22 protein-coding genes are annotated in these 17,792 nt (G+C 53.0%); 12 read left to right on the top strand and 10 right to left on the bottom strand.

The genetic code is table 11. From position 1 onward, the window contains the following. Nucleotides 1-14 precede the first annotated feature (14 nt). Nucleotides 15-299 carry a hypothetical protein gene (locus tag ACF8D4_RS07480; protein WP_129978400.1) on the top strand — a complete coding sequence of 95 codons (285 nt, stop codon included), beginning with the start codon at nucleotides 15-17 and terminating at the stop codon, nucleotides 297-299. 146 nt (nucleotides 300-445) lie between these two features. After that, complete coding sequence (locus ACF8D4_RS07475; RefSeq protein WP_146146520.1) at nucleotides 446-1,186, top strand: 4'-phosphopantetheinyl transferase superfamily protein; 741 nt, start codon at nucleotides 446-448, stop codon at nucleotides 1,184-1,186. A 61-nt stretch (nucleotides 1,187-1,247) separates the two neighbouring features. Here ACF8D4_RS07475 and queF read toward each other — a convergent pair whose 3' ends face one another. Further along, a complete protein-coding gene (gene queF, locus ACF8D4_RS07470) occupies nucleotides 1,248-2,105 on the bottom strand; it encodes an NADPH-dependent 7-cyano-7-deazaguanine reductase QueF (protein ID WP_025887237.1) in 858 nt (285 codons plus the stop codon). Between the two features lie 59 nt (nucleotides 2,106-2,164). Here queF and syd point away from each other — a divergent pair, with 59 nt between their 5' ends. Next, a complete protein-coding gene (gene syd, locus ACF8D4_RS07465; RefSeq protein WP_045283553.1) occupies nucleotides 2,165-2,806 on the top strand; it encodes a SecY-interacting protein in 642 nt (213 codons plus the stop codon). 41 nt (nucleotides 2,807-2,847) lie between these two features. On the opposite strand, the gene ACF8D4_RS07460 is transcribed toward syd, so the two are convergent. Together ACF8D4_RS07460 and ACF8D4_RS07455 are read right to left on the bottom strand one after the other, a co-directional pair. After that, nucleotides 2,848-3,621, bottom strand: coding sequence for a Zn-ribbon-containing protein (locus ACF8D4_RS07460; protein WP_028779837.1), 774 nt, complete (start codon nucleotides 3,619-3,621; stop codon nucleotides 2,848-2,850). Beyond that, entirely contained in the window at nucleotides 3,621-3,959 is a 339-nt protein-coding gene (locus ACF8D4_RS07455) for a hypothetical protein (protein WP_037466986.1), read from the bottom strand. The genes ACF8D4_RS07460 and ACF8D4_RS07455 overlap by 1 nt, the downstream gene beginning before the upstream one ends. 166 nt (nucleotides 3,960-4,125) lie before the next feature. Between ACF8D4_RS07455 and ACF8D4_RS07450 the strand changes: the two genes are divergently transcribed. Beyond that, entirely contained in the window at nucleotides 4,126-4,491 is a 366-nt protein-coding gene (locus ACF8D4_RS07450; protein WP_037466957.1) for a DUF3192 domain-containing protein, read from the top strand. A gap of 22 nt (nucleotides 4,492-4,513) precedes the next feature. Here the strand turns inward: ACF8D4_RS07450 and ACF8D4_RS07445 are convergent, their stop codons facing one another. Then, a complete protein-coding gene (locus tag ACF8D4_RS07445) occupies nucleotides 4,514-4,744 on the bottom strand; it encodes a DUF2789 domain-containing protein (protein WP_045283554.1) in 231 nt (76 codons plus the stop codon). A 222-nt stretch (nucleotides 4,745-4,966) separates the two neighbouring features. Between ACF8D4_RS07445 and ACF8D4_RS07440 the strand changes: the two genes are divergently transcribed. From ACF8D4_RS07440 to ACF8D4_RS07430, 3 genes are all read left to right on the top strand, one after another. Next, the gene (locus ACF8D4_RS07440) at nucleotides 4,967-5,617 is read left to right on the top strand and encodes a GNAT family N-acetyltransferase (protein WP_096142629.1); all 651 of its coding nucleotides are present in this window, start codon (nucleotides 4,967-4,969) and stop codon (nucleotides 5,615-5,617) included. Between the two features lie 12 nt (nucleotides 5,618-5,629). Further along, nucleotides 5,630-5,935: a DUF962 domain-containing protein gene (locus ACF8D4_RS07435; RefSeq protein ID WP_025887243.1), complete on the top strand. Its 306-nt coding sequence runs from the start codon at nucleotides 5,630-5,632 to the stop codon at nucleotides 5,933-5,935. 197 nt (nucleotides 5,936-6,132) lie between these two features. Further along, nucleotides 6,133-6,690 carry a hypothetical protein gene (locus tag ACF8D4_RS07430; protein ID WP_045283555.1) on the top strand — a complete coding sequence of 186 codons (558 nt, stop codon included), beginning with the start codon at nucleotides 6,133-6,135 and terminating at the stop codon, nucleotides 6,688-6,690. 1,002 nt (nucleotides 6,691-7,692) lie between these two features. Here the strand turns inward: ACF8D4_RS07430 and ACF8D4_RS07425 are convergent. Together ACF8D4_RS07425 and ACF8D4_RS07420 are read right to left on the bottom strand one after the other, a co-directional pair. After that, nucleotides 7,693-8,082: a DUF3301 domain-containing protein gene (locus ACF8D4_RS07425; RefSeq protein ID WP_025010973.1), complete on the bottom strand. Its 390-nt coding sequence runs from the start codon at nucleotides 8,080-8,082 to the stop codon at nucleotides 7,693-7,695. After that, a complete protein-coding gene (locus ACF8D4_RS07420) occupies nucleotides 8,079-9,092 on the bottom strand; it encodes a DUF3549 family protein (RefSeq protein WP_096142630.1) in 1,014 nt (337 codons plus the stop codon). The genes ACF8D4_RS07425 and ACF8D4_RS07420 overlap by 4 nt, the downstream gene beginning before the upstream one ends. Before the next feature lie 104 nt (nucleotides 9,093-9,196). Here ACF8D4_RS07420 and ACF8D4_RS07415 point away from each other — a divergent pair, with 104 nt between their 5' ends. Together ACF8D4_RS07415 and truC are read left to right on the top strand one after the other, a co-directional pair. Then, nucleotides 9,197-9,520, top strand: coding sequence for a YqcC family protein (locus ACF8D4_RS07415; RefSeq protein ID WP_208141981.1), 324 nt, complete (start codon nucleotides 9,197-9,199; stop codon nucleotides 9,518-9,520). Beyond that, nucleotides 9,492-10,334, top strand: a complete 843-nt coding sequence (truC, locus tag ACF8D4_RS07410; protein ID WP_144132626.1) for a tRNA pseudouridine(65) synthase TruC — start codon at nucleotides 9,492-9,494, stop codon at nucleotides 10,332-10,334. Before ACF8D4_RS07415 ends, truC begins: the two co-directional genes overlap by 29 nt. A gap of 264 nt (nucleotides 10,335-10,598) precedes the next feature. On the opposite strand, the gene ACF8D4_RS07405 is transcribed toward truC, so the two are convergent. Next, nucleotides 10,599-10,775: a hypothetical protein gene (locus ACF8D4_RS07405; protein ID WP_099049524.1), complete on the bottom strand. Its 177-nt coding sequence runs from the start codon at nucleotides 10,773-10,775 to the stop codon at nucleotides 10,599-10,601. A 127-nt stretch (nucleotides 10,776-10,902) separates the two neighbouring features. Here ACF8D4_RS07405 and ACF8D4_RS07400 point away from each other — a divergent pair, with 127 nt between their 5' ends. The 3 genes from ACF8D4_RS07400 to purU all read left to right on the top strand — a co-directional run bounded on the left by ACF8D4_RS07400 (nucleotide 10,903) and on the right by purU (nucleotide 13,720). Next, complete coding sequence (locus tag ACF8D4_RS07400) at nucleotides 10,903-11,367, top strand: flavodoxin (protein ID WP_028779863.1); 465 nt, start codon at nucleotides 10,903-10,905, stop codon at nucleotides 11,365-11,367. Next, the gene (locus ACF8D4_RS07395; protein ID WP_045283557.1) at nucleotides 11,319-12,800 is read left to right on the top strand and encodes a PTS transporter subunit EIIC; all 1,482 of its coding nucleotides are present in this window, start codon (nucleotides 11,319-11,321) and stop codon (nucleotides 12,798-12,800) included. The genes ACF8D4_RS07400 and ACF8D4_RS07395 overlap by 49 nt, the downstream gene beginning before the upstream one ends. A gap of 86 nt (nucleotides 12,801-12,886) precedes the next feature. After that, on the top strand, nucleotides 12,887-13,720 hold the full coding sequence (purU, locus tag ACF8D4_RS07390) for a formyltetrahydrofolate deformylase (RefSeq protein ID WP_044734902.1): 834 nt from the start codon (nucleotides 12,887-12,889) through the stop codon (nucleotides 13,718-13,720). A gap of 25 nt (nucleotides 13,721-13,745) precedes the next feature. Here the strand turns inward: purU and ACF8D4_RS07385 are convergent, their stop codons facing one another. From ACF8D4_RS07385 to glnD, 3 genes are all read right to left on the bottom strand, one after another. Beyond that, nucleotides 13,746-14,111, bottom strand: a complete 366-nt coding sequence (locus tag ACF8D4_RS07385) for a DUF3718 domain-containing protein (protein ID WP_025010977.1) — start codon at nucleotides 14,109-14,111, stop codon at nucleotides 13,746-13,748. Nucleotides 14,112-14,368: 257 nt separating this feature from the next. Continuing rightward, nucleotides 14,369-15,193 carry a 2,3,4,5-tetrahydropyridine-2,6-dicarboxylate N-succinyltransferase gene (gene dapD / locus ACF8D4_RS07380; RefSeq protein ID WP_028779848.1) on the bottom strand — a complete coding sequence of 275 codons (825 nt, stop codon included), beginning with the start codon at nucleotides 15,191-15,193 and terminating at the stop codon, nucleotides 14,369-14,371. Nucleotides 15,194-15,210: 17 nt separating this feature from the next. Next, nucleotides 15,211-17,790, bottom strand: coding sequence for a bifunctional uridylyltransferase/uridylyl-removing protein GlnD (gene glnD / locus ACF8D4_RS07375; protein ID WP_109248336.1), 2,580 nt, complete (start codon nucleotides 17,788-17,790; stop codon nucleotides 15,211-15,213). Nucleotides 17,791-17,792 lie beyond the last annotated feature (2 nt).

Here is a 17,792-nt window from a genome sequence, read left to right as displayed (position 1 = left end):
ATGGAGAGTGTCAGGTGTATTTAACAAAAAATAATCTACTGGGAATGGCGAGTGCTGCCTTGTTTACTGTACTCGGCGCCGGTTGCAGTGGTACCAGTGCCACTACCGCCGAGTTGTCGCCTGAGGACGCGGCCCGCCAACAAAGACTCGATGAACAGGGATACCGCTGCGACCGGGTTAGGGTTACCGGCAGCAATATTCCCAACCGCCGCTGTACAACCGCCCAGCAGCGGGAAAGAGAGCGGGAAGAGGCGAGAGCCTATGTCGATAAAATGAATCAGCAAAACATGAATGATTAAGGAAGGTGCTAATAAGTCTTCGTGGCCTTCTCTTTTGTAGAGAGTGGCTTGCACAGCAATTGGCGTTAAAGGCACTTGAGACAGGGGGGAGGCCAAGGCAAAATAGCCTACTCCCCCTTGGTTTTTTGGAGTCTCCCATCAACGCCGTGCAACTCTTTTTGTATCCCTTACGCCAGAGTGAGCCTTTAAAAATAAAAGACCTGGCGCTGTGTCTGACGCCGGCCGAGCGGGAAAAGTTTGCCCGAATAAGCCATAAAGAGGTTAAGCAACGGGCAATAACAAGCCGCGCCTTGCTGAGAAAGACCCTGAGTACTCAAGCGCCGCTTGCAGCCCGGGAGTGGTGTTTCGATTATGGTCCCCAGGGTAAGCCGCGCCTTTGTGATGAGCAGTTTCAACAGACTCAGCTGCATTTTAACCTCAGTCACAGCGGTGATTGGCTGCTGTTGGCATTGCTGAAACATCCTTCTCCTGAGTTGCAACTCGGAGTCGATATAGAGCGTTTACGGATGCGCACGGCTATCGATACTGTGATGCGCCACTATTTTGCGCCTTTTGAGCTGCAGCAATTACGAAATCTGGATGATGCCACGCGGCGAGAGGCGTTTTTCGACCTCTGGGCCTTGAAAGAGTCTTATATCAAAGCGACCGGCAAGGGGTTGGCGCAGCCGCTCGATGGTTTTGCGTTCGACTTGAGCTCAGGGGAGGCATGCTCGGCCGAGCGGCCAGCCGAGATTGTTTCGATGCGCCGTGGGCTTTTGCTAAAGCCTAAGGAAAACACCCAATGGCAGAGTTGGCTTGGCCATATGGAGCCGGGTTATCGATTGGCCCTGACGCTGGGGGCGCCTGCAGCCATCAACTGGCAACTGCACTGGCACCTTGGTCAGTAGTACTCTGAAATAGGTTACCGGCAAGAATGAAAAAGCGGCTTTAAAGCCGCTTTATGTTCGATTACTGTCTTGCCAAGCGTTGGCTTTCCGGCACGTGCTCAAAGTCACTGCGGAAAGGGTTGATGTCCAATCCGCCTCTGCGGGTGTAGCGGGCGTAGACGGTCAATTTACTGCAATGGCAGAAACGCTTCAGATCGGTGAATATCCGCTCCACACACTGCTCGTGGAACTCGTTATGCTGGCGGAAAGAGATCAGATAACGCAGCAGTTTTTCCCTGTCTATCTTGGGTCCCTGGTAGCGGATCATCACGCTGCCCCAATCAGGCTGTGAGGTGATCAAACAGTTGGACTTAAGCAGGTTGGAGTTCAAGGTCTCGGCGACTATCTGCTTGTCGTCTGTGCTGTCCTCGAGCCATTTGGGGTTGAACTCATAGTCGCTGACTTCAATATCCAGATCGTCAATGCAGTGCCCCGGCAGCTCAACAACTCTCTGGCTGTTGAAGTGCTTGGGCTCAATCACTCTGACTTTTACCTCGCCATTGGCACAGCGGCTCAGATCTTGGGTCAGGGTCTGCTCGACGGCTTCAGTACTGTCAAAGCGGGTTTGATTGAAACTGTTCAGATAGAGCTTGAAGGATTTGGACTCGATTAAATGCTCACTGTTGAGATCCAGCTGGAACTCGGCGATGGCCACCATGGGCTTGCCCTTGGCATTGAGCCAGGAGAGTTCATAGCCGGTCCAGATATCGGCCCCCTGAAACGGCAGAGGCGCACTCAGGTTGATTGCATCACGGTTGAGTTTGCGGGGCACACCCTGTAACAGCTCAGGGGCGTAATGCTCTTGATAATCTGTCTGCTGACCCAGTGTCAGGCCAGATAAGGCTTCGGCGTTCCGGTAAGGGTCGTGATTCTGTGTCATCAAGCGGGTTTCCGTGTCAAAATAGGCCACCATTATACCTGAATTTGGAAGTGCGATAAGTGTCTTGTGCTCAGGCGTTGGAGCAATTTCTCAGCCGTTATCATCAAAGTTACCAGTCGAGTCTGGGGGAAGGCCCCAGATATTATGCCAGGGGAGAAGCCTCACCCTGTTTGCTGCAGGAGAATGGCGAAGATCCGCTACTGTGGCAGACTATTCGCCGTGAACAGCCAGGCAGTTTTGCCAATGTCAGTCATGCGCTGGAGTTGCCGCTGCATGCCGATATCGACGAGTTTTATGGACAGTTTTTTGCCGCGCATCTGTTGTTTGAAGCCGATTTCGGCGAAGGGGAACTACTGCAGCCCTGGAGTCAGGATGATTTTGAGTTCCTGCAGCAGAATCTGATTGGGCACCTGATGATGAAACGCAAGCTCAAGCAGCCACCGACCTGGTTTATCGGCCTATTGGGGCAAGGTGATGAGATGATCTGCGTGGATAACGAAACCGGTGCTGTCTGGCGTGAGACCCCGGGTGAGCTCCCCTCAAAGAAGCTGGCAGACAGCCTGGAAGAGTTTCTCGCTTTGCTGCGCCCCAGAGTGGCGCCGGCAGTTGAGCCTGTGGAGCCGGCCATGGCGGATGTCGACCATCCCGGTCTCTGGGCGCGGATGAAGCTTATGTGGCAACACCTGTTTTCCCGCCGCTGACAGTCGGGGTTACCACAATCACTATTGATTGATGATCACTGCTATTGATGATCCCAGGAGAGGTTGGAGACTATCCGGCAGTTATCACAGCGGAAATGAAACAGATCCAGCAACGGGCTGGGTTGGCGCCAGTCCGGGTTGCCGCAGCGGGGGCAGGGACGGGCCAATTCGGCTTGTTTACTCTCTCCCCCGACCCGGTAAAGGTAGTAATAGGTAGGAATTTGGGTCAGATATTCGATGCGGCCGCGCAGATCCCAGCCGCGGCGGAACAGATCGCTGTCCGGGCTGGAGAGCTCCTCGAGGGCGGCAAATTCGGCCTTGGTTGCTGCGGCCATCTGCAGTTCATCACAGGCTTGCCACTCGGTTTGCCAACGGATCACCCGCTTGTGATCGCCGTTGAAGGTCGCGGGAATGCGGTAGAGTGGAATGGGTAGCAAGTTATCGCCGCTGCGCAGCGGCGAGCACATATGCACATAGCTGGTATAAAGCAGCTGCCAACTTGGGGGCTCCAGGGTGCTGACCTCGGAATTGATATCCTGACCTATGAGCTTTTCCTTGGGGGCCAGCAGTTTGGCCTCGGTTAACTGCTGCAACGCCTGTTTGGCCCAGGGACTGTTGTGCCTGTTGGCCAGACTGGTTTCTTCCGGTAGCAGCAGCCTGACTCTGAACTCCCCGTCCCTAAAGGCCACCGCAAATTCCCGTCCCAATACCTGACCGTTGGCCCGCCAGGCCTCAAGCAGGGTATTGATGGCTTTTTCTGCGGCGCTGATAGTGGTGTTGGCAAAGCATTCAAACCTGAGTTCGCAGACAAACATTATTGCTGTTCCTCAAGCTTGGCGAGTCTTTGCTGCAAGGCCGCGAATTCTTGTTTCAGTTGCTGCTGTTCCTGGCGTAGCTGGCTGATTTCCTGCTGGAGAACTTCTACTGTGGTGACAGCTTGTTGTGGCACGGTTTCTTGCAGTTGAGGTGCGTCTTCAAGCTGTTTTTCCCGTTCACTCTCTGGCAGGGATTTGAAACGCTGCAGACCTTCAACCAGCAGTGGCATTGGTAACTTGTTGCCGAGTCTTGCCTTAATCAGTGCCAGAGAGGGAGTATGGCCGCTTTGGGCTACTGCCGCCGCGGCGGCCATGACCTGTTCCAGTGGAGTGGACATCTTGGTAAAAAACCTCACATTTTCGCGAATAGTTACATAGTGCAGCAGTTGTTTGCTTTTATCATTTTGATATTTATCAGTTTATTTGTTGGCCTGCATGTTGCATAGCGTTTGCTGCATTTGCTTAACAAAAGTCAACATTTGATAAATATAACAAGGAGTGACAATGAACAAGTTATTACTGCCACTGATGGGGATTGCAAGCTTAGGGCTTAGTGCCTGTGTGGTCAATGTCGGCGATCACGAAGCCAACTGGGATGAAAAGGAGTCCTGGCAATTGCAGCAACAGCAAAATCAGCAACAACTGGCCAAGTTGACTCTGGGGATGGATCAGCAACAGGTGCAGCAGCTCATGGGGCAGGCCGACTTTAATGAAGCCTTTCTCTCCAATGATCAGCAAGTACAGGTACTGTTTTACCGTACCCGCCACAGACACAGTGATGGCAAGACCACCAAGGATGAGTGCACCCCCTTGGTGTTTCGCGATCAACAACTGATTGGCTGGGGCGATAAGGCTTACGCGCAGCTGTAATTCAAACTCATCCCAATTCCAATCAACTCCTGAGCTGGGCGTCCAAATGGTCTATGGTGTCTGACCATTGGGCGTCCTCGGCCAGAGCCTCTGTTAAAAAAGTGCGCTGCGCTTCATTCCAGAATGGTGCATCCACCAGTTTGACTCCCTCGGGGATAGGATGTGCGCCGATAAAGCCTTCTATCGCCTTGCTGCTGCTGGGGAGTCCCAATTGCTCAAATAAATGGGCCAAGTCTGTGTGGGTGGTATCCATATTCTGACCTCCTGAAATCCTGACATATATTGCCAAGGTGATGAGTGATGGGTGAACAAGCCTTAATAAAACAGATAGTAAGCCTTATTCCTTCCCCTTAGCTTATACCAATCTGCCTAAAGATGAAGTGACAATGCCTGGCAAGCAAGATCAAGATATTGCACTTTGATCCAATATTGTTAAATTGGAAATTGCCCTTTTGGCTGACAAGGACAACAACAAATGGAAACCCAGACTCCCGATTCTCTGCGTGCCGTCTACCTGACAGCGGAAGATTTGCGCCTGGCCGCATCAATTCTCTATAACGCCTATCACTATGATGCGTTTTTTCAGCAGACCTTGCCGGCCGCCAATGCCGTCGAATATGAACAAAAGCTCAGAGCCGCGATCCGTGAAGAGCTCAATGAGCTTTGGCAACAGGAGCAGCCTCTTATTGGGTTGTTCGACGCAGAGCGCTTGATTGGGGTTGCCTGCGTGGTGACCTCATCACTTCCCCAGGGGGAGGGGCGCTATTGGCATTGGCGTTTGAAAATGCTGCTGGGGACAGGCTGGCAATCGACGCAGAAGTTGATGCAGAAGGAGAATTCAATTCTGGAGCACCTGCCGGCTACTGAATACGGCATTATACAGTTCATTGCAGTAGCTTTAACCGAGCAGCGCAAGGGTTATGGCAAGTTGCTCGTCCAGGCGGTATTGGGTTGGTGTGATGAGCAGCCGGAGCTGGAAGGGGTTGGAGTCTTTGTGACTGAGGATGGCCATTCTCATCTGTTCCGAGAGCAAGGCTTTGTACCCGTGGTTGAGCTCAATATAGGGCAGTTAACCGGAGAGTTGCTCTTTTACCACAGTCATACCGATGATGACGTCTACCAATAACAGGAGTTAAGAGTGGAGCAAAAGTACAAGAGTTTTGCTGAGTTTTATCCTTTCTATCTATCTCAGCATTCCGATCCCGTATGCCGAGGTTTGCATTATCTAGGTTCGACCCTGGTATTACTTATTCTGTTATTCAGCCTGCTTAGTGGACAATTTGTATGGCTCTTGGCTCTGCCTGTGGTGGGTTATGGCTTTGCCTGGATTGGTCACTTTGGTTTTGAACACAATAAGCCGGCGACCTTTCAATACCCAGTCTACAGCTTGATGGCTGACTGGGTCATGTTGGCCCAATTTGTCAGTGGCAAACGTCGTTTCTGAGTGTTTTTGGTTATTTACCAGTACCAATGTGAGATATGTCTCACAAAGCTGTGCGACAAACATAAGACTTATTGGCTGTTCTTACTGGCGAATAATTAAATATTGTTAATAAACAAGTGATTAGCATTTCATTAGCGACTGCTGAATATTTGTCATTCCCAGCCTGTTCTAAAATTGACCATCTCAAAGAGGGGTCCTTGGGTACACTTAAGTTGTGGTCAGGGCAGGATGCTTTGACAGAGCTTCCAAGGAAAGGAGCTGAAATTACGAGCCTCAAGGAAGAGGGAGCTGCAAGGAAAGCAACGCCAAGGAGTTTAAGGCGGCAGCCAAGGAAGGGCAAGTGTCAGGATGACACGTTTTGGAAAGGCCTATGCAAGGACGAGCTGCAAGGAAGCCTGCTAAATGGATTTCAGTCATGGATGACAATCAAGACAGGACGTCTTGAAACCATTCCAGGGAAGTTCAAGCCAAGGAAATGGCTCGCAGGGAAAGCAGTATCCATGATGGATACGCAGGAGATTTTTCCGGTAATAAGGAAATTGCCGCGCCAGGAAAGGCAATTTGAGACAGGAAGGTCTGCTAAGGAAAGCGTTCAGGACGAAGTAGAGGACAGGCTCAGGGATGCCAGCCTTTGGGTTAAGGGAATACCCAACTCATGGACGACAGCTGCTAGTGGATGGGCAAACATGGAAGATGAGTGCCAGGAGGCCACAAGGAGGCTCAAGGGAATTGAGCAGACACCAGGATGGTTGTAAGCAGGGATGAAAAGATAGCTTGGAAGCTGTCGTAACTGAGACAAGGTGTCCACAGGAAGAAATTCATACGCATGGAAGGTGCAGGGAGCACAACTCAGCGGGATGGCTGACAGCAGTAAATAGGGCGCGTCTTAGGACGCGCCTTTTCTTTTGCTGTTTTTTCTTATAGGGCGTCATTAAAGCTAGGGTCATTCCGGTACTGATTTATAGGCGATGTGTCTTTAACTACACATCGTTTTCCATTAAAGCCGGGCATCGTGTGCGAGATGTCTCACAAGACTGTGAGACAAACAAGAGTTAAACAGCAGGTTTTGTCGTTAAAAAACAATTAAGCTTTTTAAAATTAATTGGTTATGCACTCCATTTCAATTGCTACAAAAAAGTTGCACGAGTTATTGAACGGTTTCTGTACAACCCTGGAGCCGGGATTGGATTAGTATTTAAATCATCCAAGGACAAGGATGATTCAGGGAACAAGGTCAGGAAGACCTAAACCGTGAGGAACACGGTCCAGGGATGACTCAAGGAAGATGCCTATCAGGATGATGGCAAACAGGGAAAGGTACTGACCCAAGGAATGTGGTCAGCGTCAGGAAGACGAAACAGGATGTATTGAACGGATGCGCAAGGACGATACTGGACACGCTTAAGGATAGAGCAAGGCCCGATCAAGGGATAATCGGGACTAAGGGAACAGGTACGCAAGTACAGGGACTCACCAGGATGGTACAGGGAGCGCAGGACGCACGGCAGACGCATGGATGGTGCAGGGAAGCAACTTAATAGCTGGAAGGCTTAACAGAGAAACAGATGGGCGCGGCTTAATTGTCGCGCCCTTTCTTATTTAAGGATTTTTTATTTGGGGACTTAAATGGTTCTCAAACTTTGATGGCGCAAGAGTCTGCTGCCATTTTTCTGATTTTTTATCTGTGTAACCTGGCAAACTTTACTGATTCTTCAACGACGGGGTTGGCTCAGTTTTCTGTCAGATGCAGCAAAATATCAGCGGCACTTACCCGAACTGCAACCTCCGCGGGAGCCACAACCGCCACCGACGCTGCCTCTGGCAGTTGGCGCTTCATGCCACTCGGGTTCGGGAAATATTGGCCATTCAATTTTCTGGATCTGTTTACCGTGCATCAGGATGTGGCCGCGATACTGGTTGATGCCATCGGTACTGAACTCAAACATAAAGCGTGCATTCCAGCACAGACCGTTCTTGCCGCCTATGCTGGGACGGGCTGACTCCATGGCGATGGCCAGCATCTGCACCTTTTGCCGTTGGCATTCCCGCTCGGCAAATATCCGACTGAGTTCGGCCATTTGTCGCAACTGCCAGAAAAACGCAGCAATCATTACCAGCGCTGCGATCAGGAGAAAATCTGTCATCATTCTGTGGTCGCCCTGAACAGACCGCCGATGGCGCCGGATAGGCGGTCACTGCGGTGAGGATTGCGAAGTTCGCTCAATACCTGGGTACGTATCCCGGGTATGGCCACAATATCAGCAAAGATTTGATTAAAGAAGCTTTGCTCCTGCAAAGCCAGAGCCTCGAGATAAATTTTGCGGCACTCATCCTGTTTCAGGCTATACCAGCAACGGGCGGCGATGGCGATCAAGGCGTCAATATTCAGCGCCTGCTGACTATCCAGCTCTGTTATCGCCTGTTGGCAGAGTTCAGGGTGAGATGCCAAGGCGCGAAGGAAGTAAACCTTATGCTCGGGAGCAGCGTCTTTGAATGCCTGGAAGAGCGTTTCGGTAAGCGGCTCTGGCAATAGTATATGTTCCAGTTGCTGGCAAAGGGCAATTTGCACCTCGGTGGCGCCTTTGCTCAACCCTTGTTGCAACAGGGCTGAGTGATCCAGTTCATTGACCCGGGCACAGATATCCGCCAGCCCTTGCAGTCCCAAATGTTGCCAGTTTTCGGCAGCCACCTTACCGCTCAGGTATTGGCAGGCATATTCATACTGCACAGAAGCGGCTTGTCCCAGTTGTTTGCGCACCAAGGCGTTGAACAGGGCCAGTTTTTCCTGCGGCGGCTTGAAACTGAAGGGATGATTGGCCATCTGTTGCTGCTGGGCTTCGGTCAGTTCACGGGTCAGGTTTTCCCCCATGGCTTCAAGCAACATCTGAATAAACTGGCTGCGTGCAGCGGGGACCAGGAGTCCGCGCTCATCCAAAGGTAATTTCAGGAACCAGATATATTGCTGATTACTGCCATCCCAGAACACCAGGGCAAACTGGGCATGCCCTTGTATGGGGAAGGGATAGGGGCTTTGAAGGGCCTCTATCTGATGAAAAGCCATGGGATCTATGTGTTGCACCCGGCGGCCGAGATCATAGACCTGATATTGGGTGTTGGCGGCGCTGAGAAGTTCGCTGAGGGTAGTGATACTGTCCATGCTCGTTTGACTCTTGTACAACAAATGCGGTGCATTATAGGGATAAGCTTGGCCTGATGGTATGATTGGTGCCAATTTATTGTTTTGGATCTGCGAGGTGACAGATGCCTTTTCTGGCGACTGAAAAACTCCTGTTGGCCATAGAGGTCGAGTTGAAAGCCCTGGGAATGTGGAGCGCAACCGAACCTGGCGCGGCAGCCATGGCCAGTCAGGCGCCCTTTGCCTGCGAGAGCATGGCATTTGAAGCCTGGTTGCAGTTTATTTTGCTGCCAAAAATGCGCACGCTGATAGACGCCGAAATGCCGCTGCCATCAGCCATAGCAACTGCACCTATGGCCGAGCATGTCTGGGGCGAAGCGCCCACATACCGTAATTTGATCACTTTGTTGAGAACCTTGGATGAACTCCTTACCAAACAAGCAAGATGAGACCCAGATTCAAGCCGAGATTTCGGAGCAAGCTTTGACACCTGTGGATGAAGAGTGCCCCGAGATCCGTATCCTCTATGAAGATGAACACTTGGTTGCCATCCATAAACCGGCGGGATTACTGGTGCATAGAACCTATCTGGCGCGAAAAGAGCGTTTTTTCGCCATGCAGCTGACCCGTGATCTGGTGGGTTGCCATGTGTTTCCGGTGCACAGGTTGGATAGGCCGACCTCGGGTGTCTTGTTGTTTGCCAAGAGCAGTGAAATTGCCGCTATTTTATGTCAGCAGTTTGCCGGGCGCGAGACACGCAAAGAGTATCTGGCCCTGGTGCGCGGCAATATGCACCAAGCCGGTACGCTGGACTATCCACTCAAAGAAGAGCTTGATGCCGTGGCCGATAAACATGCCGACCGCAACAAGGAAGCCCAGGACGCCATTACTCAATATGCACCGCTACTCAATGCCGAGATCCCTTTCCCGTCAGGGCGTTACCCCAGCAGTCGTTTTGCCTTGATACGTCTCTCGCCGCAGACTGGGCGCAAGCATCAGCTCAGAAGGCATATGGCTCATCTGCGTCACCCCATTATAGGTGACACCACCCACGGCGATGGCAAGCAAAACCGTTTCTTTCGCGAACACTTCGGCCTCAACCGTTTATGGTTGTTGGCTCAGAGCTTGAGTTTCACTCACCCAACGACAGGCGAACCCGTCACCATAGTGACAGAGCCGGAGGCCGAATGGCTGCAAGTGTTCGAAGGCCTGGGCTGGGATGAGTCCCAGCTTGAGTCAGACAGCGGTTTGCTGCTGGCTTAGGGAAGGTGCGAATAAGTCCTCGTGGCACTCTGGCTTGCACAGCAATTGGCGTTCAAGGCATCTGACTGAAGGCATGCCGGGGCCTGTCGAAGTCGGATAACGCAGAGAGCCGGTTGCTGTGAAAGCCCCGAAGGGCGTGGCTTACAGACCTGCCTGCTATGTTGTGCTTCTTGCAAAGGACTAGGGCCATTTGCTGCGAACCACGCCTTGCATCCAGACCCGTAAGCCGACGCAGAGCACACATGGGACTTGTTCGCACCTTCCTTAGGTTTCGTCTTTATTGGTGCGCTGGTGCATCATGTCAAGTAAGGGACGATAGGCGTCGAGTGGATAGTGGGCATGGTGTTGGTCTTGTTGAGCGGCTCTGAAGTAACACATACGGCGGACATGAGTTGCCCTTTGGTGTTGCTTCTGAAGTTTCTGCCTGCTGCTCTGTCGCATCGCTGCGTTTCCTTATCGCCAGTGGCGTGTCGGCTTGGTGTCTGTTGATGCTTGTGCTTGCAGCACAAGCAGACGATACAGTATGGTGGAGAACAATGAATATTGGCTCCGAGGTGCAGAGTATAACATGAAAAAAGTGAACCTGGTGTTTGGAACTGTCTATGGTAACGCCCAGTTTGTTGCCGAGACACTCCTGAAGCAGCTCCAGACTCATGGTGTGGATGCCAAACTTTGGCAAAGTCATGAGCTTAAAGGATATGTACCGACTGCCGATGAGTATCTGTTGCTGGTCTCTTCCACTACCGGCCAAGGGGATCTTCCGGATGATATTTTGCCCTGGTTTTTGGAACTGAAAGACACGGCCCCTTACTTACCAGACCTTAGATACGGGGTTATTGCCCTGGGAGACTCGAGTTATGAGACTTTCTGCGGCGCAGGTAAACAATTGGATGAACTGTTTGCGGAGCTTGGTGCCAAACGTGTCGGTGAGCGTTTGGAGATTGATGCCTGCGAAACCATGGAACCCGAGGTCGAGGCTCAAGCATGGCTCAACAACTGGCTACCCCTGCTGAAAACAGAACCGGGCGCCTGAAAGGCTTTTCACAACATTGGTTTAAGTTTGCCCAGCGCCTGAGTCAGGCGCTGCTTGTCCCCATAGCTATCCTGCCTGCTGCCGGGGTGATGAAAGGCCTGGCCAGTACGCCGACAGGTATTTTGTCTCCTTCTCTCAATGAGCTGTTTGCCACCACAGGCAATCTCATCTTCACTATGATGCCGCTGCTGTTTGCCATCGCCATTGCCATAGGCTTTTGTCGCGATCAGGGGATTGCTGCCTTCAGTGCGGCGTTCGGCTTTGGGGTATTCAGTTCCACCTTATCGCTGCTGGCTTCGCAAAACCCCGTGCACACCTCAGTCTGGCTCGGAGTGGAAACCATAGATACAGGTATTGCCGGTGGTATGTTGCTTGGGGTGATGACCTGCCTGGCGATGGCCATGAGTCGTCACTTGCGTTTGCCGGCTATCTTTTCCTTCTTTGAGGGACGCCGCAGCGCGCCGTTGCTGATGTTGCCGTTGGCTGTGTTGCTGGCCTATTTGCTGGCGCTTATCTGGCCACCTTTGGCTCACTATATTGAGGTGTTCTCCAACTGGGCTGTGTATCAAAAGCCGCAGCTGGCCTTTGCCATCTATGGCACAGTGGAGCGCCTCTTGTTGCCACTTGGGCTGCACCATATCTGGAATGCGCCTTTCTACCTGGAGCTTGGGCAGTATTATCAGGATGGTGAATGGCTCAGAGGCGAAGTGGCACGCTACCTCGCCGGCGATCCCCAGGCCGGCAATCTGGCCGGTGGCTATCTCATCAAGATGTGGGGCCTGCCGGCGGCGGCCCTGGCGATTTGGCGCTGTGCCGACAAGAGTGAACGCAATCGGGTGGCCGGCATCATGCTGTCGGCGGCGGCAACCAGTTGGCTTACCGGGGTGACTGAGCCGATTGAGTTTGCCTTCCTGTTTGTGGCGCCTTTGCTGTATCTGGTGCACGCACTGCTGACCGGGCTGGCTTATGCTGTCTGTATCTGGCTCGACATTCACTATGGATTGGTGTTTTCCAACGGTTTGCTGGATTTTGCCCTTCTGTGGCATCAATCTGCCAACGCCGGTTGGTTTCTGATCCTGGGCCCCTTGACCGCAGTCATCTATTATCTGATTTTCCGCGCTTCCATTATGGCATTCAATCTCAAGACGCCGGGGCGGCTGGAGCCGGAAACCGCCTCGGGCGGCAATCTGCTGGCCATGATAGGCGCGCTCGGCGGCGCCGCCAATATCCGCAATCTCAGCGCCTGTATGACCCGCTTGCGCCTGAGTGTCGAACGCCCAGAGCTGGTGGACAAGTCCCGCCTGTTGGGATTGGGAGCCAAGGGCGTGATAGTGGTAGGGCAGGGCGTCCAGGTGGTGTTTGGCACCAAGGCCGAGACCTTGAGAGGGCTTTTGCAAAAGTATTTGGACAGTCGCCAGGCAAGCCGGAGATAACGGGCTGCTTTTGATGAATAAATTTTAAGCGCGCCAGCGGCGAGACTGTGGCATATTCAAACTTTGATGCAGCGACAGGAGCCGATATGCCACGCAAAATACTGATGATTGATTGTGCCGATGAATATGGGCTTATCGCCAGAGTCACCGGGGTATGCTTTCAGCACAGACTGAACATCATCAAGAACAACGAGTTTGTCGATAATCAGCAGGGGCGCTTTTTCATGCGTACCGAACTTGAAGGCGAGTTCGATGAAACTAAGCTGCTAAAGGAGTTGGCCGAGGTCCTGCCCAAGCAAAACCATATGAAACTGGTGGATGCCGGACGCAAGCGCATAGTGGTGCTGGCGACTAAGGAGGCCCATTGCCTCGGGGATCTCTTGATGAAAACCTACTATGGTGCTCTCGATGTGGAGATAGCCGCCATAGTGGCCAACTACGACACCCTGGCACCGCTGGCGGCCAAGTTTGAGGTGCCTTTTCATCACGTCTGTCATCAGGGGTTGGATCGCAGCGCCCACGAGCGCGCCATGTTGGAGATTATCGCCGGCTACCAGCCTGAATACCTGGTACTGGCCAAATATATGCGAGTACTCACCCCTGAGTTTGTCGAGCAGTATCCCAATAAGATCATCAATATTCATCACTCCTTCCTGCCGGCCTTTATCGGCGCCAATCCCTATCGTCAGGCGTGGGAGCGCGGGGTGAAGATTATTGGTGCCACGGCGCACTTTGTGAATAACTGCTTGGATGAGGGACCTATCATCAAGCAGGATGTGATCCCTGTGGATCATAGTTACAGTGCGGCAGATATGGCCAAAGCCGGCCGAGATGTGGAAAAAAGTGTTCTCAGCCGGGCTCTGGCACTGGTACTCAATGAACAGGTCGTGGTGTACGGCAACAAGACCTTGGTGTTTTAACCCGAGTGTTTTGGGCTCAGTAGGTTCAGCGGAAACTCACGTAGAGTTTTTCCTCCTCTGGGATCATGGCCATATCGGAAATGGTCACTTTGCCGGGCAGGAAGCGGCCAATCTTTTTGGCGGTGCGATCGGCGCCGTGACTCATGGCAAACTGATGCAGTGACTCACCATTGCACACCAGACGGGGGAACACTCGCTGTTCATTGATCCGGTACTCACGCAGGGTGTTGGAAAACGCTATCATGCTGTTGCTGGCACTGGACTTACAGACCTGGATCAACGCCTGCTCAATATAAGGATCCATTGCCGCCTGGGCACTGAGAGAGCCGAAGCTCAGGCCGGCGACAGCCAGTAATACGGCGCCGGTGCGGGTACGTTGGCAAAGGTTCATGGCTTGCTCCTTTTGGGGATGCTTCAAGTACCATTTAAGTACAGTCGCAGCAGGGGCATTTGCCAGCGATTGAATAGAGGCTTTCTGTCAGCAGTTGTTGCTGCTTGGGCAAGGCGTGTCCCAAGGTGTGGAAGTTTGTCTCTTGGTAAGTAAATGTGTCTGCCCGCGCCCTTATGGGCAGAGCAGACAGACACATAGACGGGGTTGCTGACCTGCTAAAGCGCTTATTGCTCTAGGTCAGCTCTCGAGGGCAAGGGTCAGTCGACCATCCGCAGCAGTTCGTTGATACCCACTTTACCGCGGGTCTTCTCGTCTACCTTTTTGACTATGATGGCGGCGTAAAGATTGTACTTGCCGCAGCTGGAGGGCAGAGTGCCTGACACCACTACAGAACCTGCTGGAACCCGGCCATAGTGAATTTCACCGGTTTCGCGGTCATAGATGCGGGTGCTCTGGCCGATATAGACCCCCATGGAGATCACTGAGCCTTCCTCGACCACTACCCCTTCAACGATTTCAGAGCGGGCACCGATAAAGCAGTTGTCTTCAATAATGGTTGGGCCGGCCTGCAGCGGCTCGAGTACGCCACCAATACCGACACCGCCGGAGAGATGCACGTTTTTACCAATTTGCGCACAGGAGCCAACCGTGGCCCAGGTGTCGACCATGGTGCCTTCATCTACATAGGCGCCCAGGTTAACGTAAGAGGGCATAAGCACAGTGTTTTTACCGATGAAAGAGCCTTTGCGCACCGCAGCGGGTGGCACAACACGTATGGCTTCGGCGCGAAAACGGGCTTCATCATAGTCGGCAAACTTCTGTGGTACCTTGTCGAAATACTTGGTTTCGGCCCCATCGATTACGCCATTGTCGAAGATACGGAAAGACAGCAAAACGGCTTTCTTGAGCCATTGGTGCACATGCCACTGGCCGTCCAGTTTCTCGGCCACTCTGGCCTCGCCTCTGTCCAGCATGTCAATCACTCGTTCCACATCGGCGCGCAGCTCGGCGTCAACTGTGGTTGGGCTTATCTGTGCGCGAGCTTCAAAAGCCGCCTCAATACGTTGGCGTAAAGCCTCCATTGGTTTCTCCCGTTTACTTAGGTTGTTGGGGTCCCGAATTGGGACAGGGCACTGATCAGTGACTCTTTCAGCCTGTTTTGCTGGGCTTCATCCAGTGCCAGTCCCTGATTGGTTTGTAGAATAAAAAAGTCCTCGGCGCGCTCGCCTATCGTGGTGATCTTGGCCGCCAGCAGGGTGACATCACAGCGATAGAAGGTTTCACCTATCTTGGCCAGCAGGCCCGGGCTATCCAAGGCTATCAGTTCCATCATACTTGTACCATGGCGGCGGGTCGGCAGGAAACTGACCTGAGTCGGAACTTTAAAAGGTTTCATCTTGCGCGACAACTTGCGAAAGCGCGGGATCTTGGGTTGTTCGCCGCTGAGCGCTTTGCCAAGGGTTTTGCGTATGCTTTGTATCCGCGACAGCTGACTAACCGCCTTGCCGTCCTGTTCGAGGATCACAAAGGTATCCAGGGCGTAGTTGTCCTTGGATGTCATGATGTTGGCATCATGAACATTGATATTCTTGTTGTCCAGCACCGCCATCACAGTGGCAAACAGCTTGGGTTTGTCCTGGCAATAGACAAACAGCTCGGTACCGCCACGGGTGGTGTGTTTGGATACCATCACCAGCGGCTCATCCTGCTTGTGCTTGAGAATCGCCTCGGCGTGCCAGGCGATTTGATTGGGTTGATGACGCAAAAAGTAATCGGCCTTGAATCTCTGCCACAGCTGATCTAGGGCTTTTTCCTTGAAGCCGCGCCGCAGCAACTCTTTCTTGGCCTTGGCCTGATGCTCCCGCACCCGGGCACGAATATCCACCGGCTTTTCTTTGCCGCGGGCGAGCACCCTCTGGGTGGCAAAATAGAGATCCCTCAGCAGGGAGCCCTTCCAGTTGTTCCAGGTTTTTTCATTGGTGGCACAGATATCGGCCACTGTCAGGCAGTAGAGGTAACTCAAGTGCACCGCATCGCGAACCTTGTCGGCAAAGTCGGCGACTACTTCCGGATCGGAAATATCCCGTCGCTGGGCAACAATCGACATCAACAGATGATTCTCCACTAACCAGCTGACCAAGCGGCCGTCGTGGTCGTTGAGGCCATGGAGTTTACAAAACTCCAGCGCATCCACGGCGCCGAGTTTACTGTGATCGCCGCCGCGCCCCTTGGCGATGTCGTGGAAAATGGCCGCCAAGACCAGAAGCCCTTTTTTCGGCAACTGATTGATCAGTACAGAGCCGAGTGGGAACTCCTCTTTCTGTTCTGCCTGGGCAAATTTGTCGATATTGAGCAGTAGCCTGTGGGTGTGTTCATCTACAGTGTAGGCATGGAAGAGGTCAAACTGCATCTGGCCCTCAATGGCGCGCCAGGCAGGCAAATAAGCCGACATCACCCCATGTTTGTGCATCAGCGACAGGGCGGCAATGCCACGAGGGTGGCGGAGGATTTCCATAAATACCCCGCGGCAGCCTTCCCAGGCCATCAGAGGTTGCGGCTGGGCGCGTCTGGCCCTTCTAAGTGCCCTCAGAGTCGGGGCATAAATTCCCTGAATGTTGGAATTTCGGGCCACATGCAAAAACAGCCTGACGATCTCTTCCGGATCGTCAAACAGTGCCAAGTCCAGCGCCTCGATAAAGCGGCCGCGACGCTGATAGTGTTCATCTATAGGCTGGATTTCCAGCGCCTGGGTGTGCCCCAGGGTGGCGCGCTTGAACAGTTGCAGCAGCATCTCGTTGAGCTCCATCACCCGCCGTACTGTGCGGTAATAGCGCTTCATCATCTGCTCGACCGCCAGTTGGGTGGCATCTTCGTAGCCCATCAAGCCGGCGACCTGACGCTGCAAGTCAAACAGCAAACGGTTTTCGTCACGGCCTGATGCCAGGTGCAGGGCAAATCTCAGCTCCCAGAGGAAGTGCTGACACTCCAGCAGCTCTTCGAGTTCGGCCTGCTCCAGAAAACCGTGCCCGACCAACTCTTCGAGTTTGGCGGCATCGAAGTGGCGCATGGCGACCCAGGCTATGGTTTGAATATCCCTGAGGCCGCCGGGGCAGGTCTTGATATTGGGTTCAAGATCGAAGGCATTGGCCCTGGCGTGGCGGGCGCGCTGTTCATCGCGCTTGGCGTTGAAAAACTCGTTCGATGGCCAGAATTGGTGCTCGCGAATCGCGTCGTAGAGAGTATCAAACAGGATTTCCGGGCCGGTAAGCAGCCTGGCTTCCAATAGATTGGTGGCTATGGTGATGTCCTGGCGACCCTGCTGCAGGGTTTCGCCCAGGGTTCTGACACTGTGGCCGATTTCAAGACCTGCGTCCCAGAGAAAGGCGATATAGGCGCTGAGCCTGCTCTCGGCTGCCGGGTCCAGGTTGTCATCCACCAGAAACAGCAGATCTATGTCTGAATAGGGGTGCAGCTCGCCGCGGCCATAGCCGCCAACGGCGATAAGGGCGATGGGATAATCATTCAGCCCCTGTGCTTGCCATTGTTCAATCAGCTGCTTATCGACAAAGCGACAGCGGCTGGTAACCAGTTCGACTATCTTTTCTCGCGAGGTAAACCTGTCAAACAGGGCTTGATTCTGCTCACAAAGTGCCGTTTTGGCTGCCAGCGCTGTGCTCATTC

The sequence above is a fragment of the Shewanella sp. YQ_9 genome (assembly GCF_043103185.1).
Taxonomy (GTDB): Bacteria; Pseudomonadota; Gammaproteobacteria; order Enterobacterales; family Shewanellaceae; genus Shewanella; species Shewanella algae.
This window is presented reverse-complemented; position numbering and strand designations above follow the sequence as displayed.

What these genes read in the sequence shown, in the direction of transcription:
- ACF8D4_RS07450 (WP_037466957.1), top strand. Translation starts at nt 4,126, where the DNA reads ATGAACAAGTTATTACTGCCACTGATGGGGATTGCAAGCTTAGGGCTT.
- ACF8D4_RS07440 (WP_096142629.1), top strand. Translation starts at nt 4,967, where the DNA reads ATGGAAACCCAGACTCCCGATTCTCTGCGTGCCGTCTACCTGACAGCG.
- truC (WP_144132626.1), top strand. Translation starts at nt 9,492, where the DNA reads ATGAACTCCTTACCAAACAAGCAAGATGAGACCCAGATTCAAGCCGAG.
- dapD (WP_028779848.1), bottom strand. Translation starts at nt 15,193, where the DNA reads ATGGAGGCTTTACGCCAACGTATTGAGGCGGCTTTTGAAGCTCGCGCA.
- ACF8D4_RS07415 (WP_208141981.1), top strand. Translation starts at nt 9,197, where the DNA reads ATGCCTTTTCTGGCGACTGAAAAACTCCTGTTGGCCATAGAGGTCGAG.
- ACF8D4_RS07395 (WP_045283557.1), top strand. Translation starts at nt 11,319, where the DNA reads ATGGCTCAACAACTGGCTACCCCTGCTGAAAACAGAACCGGGCGCCTG.
- ACF8D4_RS07420 (WP_096142630.1), bottom strand. Translation starts at nt 9,092, where the DNA reads ATGGACAGTATCACTACCCTCAGCGAACTTCTCAGCGCCGCCAACACC.
- ACF8D4_RS07425 (WP_025010973.1), bottom strand. Translation starts at nt 8,082, where the DNA reads ATGATGACAGATTTTCTCCTGATCGCAGCGCTGGTAATGATTGCTGCG.
- queF (WP_025887237.1), bottom strand. Translation starts at nt 2,105, where the DNA reads ATGACACAGAATCACGACCCTTACCGGAACGCCGAAGCCTTATCTGGC.
- ACF8D4_RS07405 (WP_099049524.1), bottom strand. Translation starts at nt 10,775, where the DNA reads ATGCGACAGAGCAGCAGGCAGAAACTTCAGAAGCAACACCAAAGGGCA.
- glnD (WP_109248336.1), bottom strand. Translation starts at nt 17,790, where the DNA reads ATGAGCACAGCGCTGGCAGCCAAAACGGCACTTTGTGAGCAGAATCAA.
- ACF8D4_RS07400 (WP_028779863.1), top strand. Translation starts at nt 10,903, where the DNA reads ATGAAAAAAGTGAACCTGGTGTTTGGAACTGTCTATGGTAACGCCCAG.
- ACF8D4_RS07455 (WP_037466986.1), bottom strand. Translation starts at nt 3,959, where the DNA reads ATGTCCACTCCACTGGAACAGGTCATGGCCGCCGCGGCGGCAGTAGCC.
- ACF8D4_RS07445 (WP_045283554.1), bottom strand. Translation starts at nt 4,744, where the DNA reads ATGGATACCACCCACACAGACTTGGCCCATTTATTTGAGCAATTGGGA.
- ACF8D4_RS07385 (WP_025010977.1), bottom strand. Translation starts at nt 14,111, where the DNA reads ATGAACCTTTGCCAACGTACCCGCACCGGCGCCGTATTACTGGCTGTC.
- purU (WP_044734902.1), top strand. Translation starts at nt 12,887, where the DNA reads ATGCCACGCAAAATACTGATGATTGATTGTGCCGATGAATATGGGCTT.
- ACF8D4_RS07460 (WP_028779837.1), bottom strand. Translation starts at nt 3,621, where the DNA reads ATGTTTGTCTGCGAACTCAGGTTTGAATGCTTTGCCAACACCACTATC.